The sequence below is a fragment of the Arthrobacter sp. I3 genome, from assembly GCF_000520575.1.
GTDB classification, from domain to species: domain Bacteria; phylum Actinomycetota; class Actinomycetes; order Actinomycetales; family Micrococcaceae; genus Arthrobacter; species Arthrobacter humicola_A.
The window spans coordinates 1-1,889 of the sequence record NZ_KI914949.1; the positions used below are offsets into that span (position 1 = coordinate 1).

At 67.7% G+C, this 1,889-nt stretch carries 1 protein-coding gene; it reads right to left on the reverse strand.

Translation table 11 applies throughout. The features are described 5' to 3' along the window. Positions 1-72: 72 nt before the first annotated feature. Positions 73-1,889: PhoX family protein (locus Y706_RS26305; RefSeq protein ID WP_043436440.1), on the reverse strand; the 1,817-nt coding region annotated here is incomplete at its 5' end.

Sequence of the window (1,889 nt, forward strand, 5' to 3'; positions counted from 1 at the left end):
AGGAAACCTGCCAAACGTGAGGGAGCGTGGGAAGGAAATCTGCCAAACGTGAGGGAGCGTGGCGGCAGGAAGCTAGGCGTCGGTGCGGAACACCTGGACCACGGACGGACGCGGGGCGCGCACCTGGCCTGGCTTCGGTGTGGCGCCGGCCGCGACGTAGTCCGGGAAGTACGAATGCTGTTCGGCGAAGGTGCCTTCCTCGCCCGGGTGCTGAACGGCAACGAAGACGGTGCGCTCCTCGTCGTGGATGATCGGGCCGCACGTCTCGGCGTCGCGCGGGACGGCGAGGAACTGCTCCACCCTGCCGCGTTCGGCACCGTCCAGGGTCACCTTGAAGAGCCCGTCGGCGTAGCCGATGCTGGAGGGCGCGCCGTCGGTGGAGATCCAGAGGTTGCCCACGGAATCGAAGGCCACGTTGTCCGGGCAGGAGATCGGTGAGACCTGGCTGGCAGGGAACCCGGCGAAGTAGGTGGCGGAGTTCTTGGCCGGATCGCCGCAGACCATCAGCAGGTTCCAGCCAAACGTTGTGGAGCTCTGGTCCCCGGTCTCGGTGATTTCGACGATGTGGCCGTCGCGGTTGAGAGTACGGGGGTTGACCTCGGTGGCCCCTTCCTTGCCGGGCTTGCCGCGGTCCGCGTTGTTGGTGCAGACCACGTAGACCTTGCCGGTGTGCGGGCTGGGCTGGACGTCCTCGCAGCGGTCCATCTTGGTGGGGCCCACCTTGTCGGCGGCAAGCCGGGTGTACACCAGCACCTCTTCCGCGGACATTCCGGCCACCTTGGACTGGCCGCCCACCACGAGGGGCAGCCAAACACCGGCGCCGTCGAAGGCGCCGTCGGCCGGAAGCTCGCCCGCGCCGTCGAATCCGTCGGCCGGGGAATTGCCGGTGAACTTCGCGACGTACAGGTCGCCTTCCGAGAGCAGCGTGAGGTTGTTCTTGCGGTCCTCCGCCGTCTTTCCGGGCCGGTAGATGCCGGCCGAGACGAACTTGTACAGGTAGTCGAAGCGCTCGTCGTCGCCCATGTAGGCCACCACGTGGCCGGACTTGGCGACGATCACGTTGGCGCCCTCGTGCTTGAAGCGGCCCATCGCGGAGTGCTTGCGGGGCGTGGAGGAGGGATCGAAGGGATCCACTTCCACGATCCAGCCGAAGCGGTTGGCCTCGTTCTGGTATCCGGGGTTGCGGGTGTCGAAGCGCGGGTCATCGAGTTCCCACTGGCGGGCGGTGGGCTTGCTGGTCAGTCCGTAACGCTTGTCGGCGTCGGAGGTTCCGGGCGCGGCGAAGTAGCCGTTGAAGTTTTCCTCGCCGGAGAGGATCGTGCCCCACGGGGTGGTGCCGCCGGAGCAGTTGCCCAGGGTGCCCTGGATGGCCCGGCCGGAGGGGTCGGCGGCGGTCTTCAGCAGCGGGGACCCGGCGGCGGGGCCGTCGAGCTCGTAGGTGGTGTCGGTCAGGAAGCGGCGGTTCAGCCCGGCGCCCCGGACGTAGCTCCAGGGCTTGTTCTTGTTCGCACGCTCCAACTCGACCACCGTGAGGCCGTGGGCTGCACGGCCGATCGCGCGGGCCTCGGCGGCGTCGAATCCGGCCGGCAGCATGATGGACTCGTTGGTGTATTCGTGGTTGGTGAAGAGCACGGCCCGGCGGTCCTTGGAGCCATCGATCGGCAGGATGTCGGTGTAGTCGTTGTTATAGCCGAACTGGCGGGCCTGCGCCGCCGCGCTCTGGTGATCCAGGTCGAAGGCCGGCGAGTCGTTGAAGAGCGGGTCGCCCCAGCGGATGACCGGCTGCCAGGTGAACCCGGCGGGGACGGTCAGCTTGTCCACGCTGGCGTCCACCGGAGCGATGGCGGTGAACTGCAGCTTGGATTTTCCAAACCCGTCCTTGGCCGCGG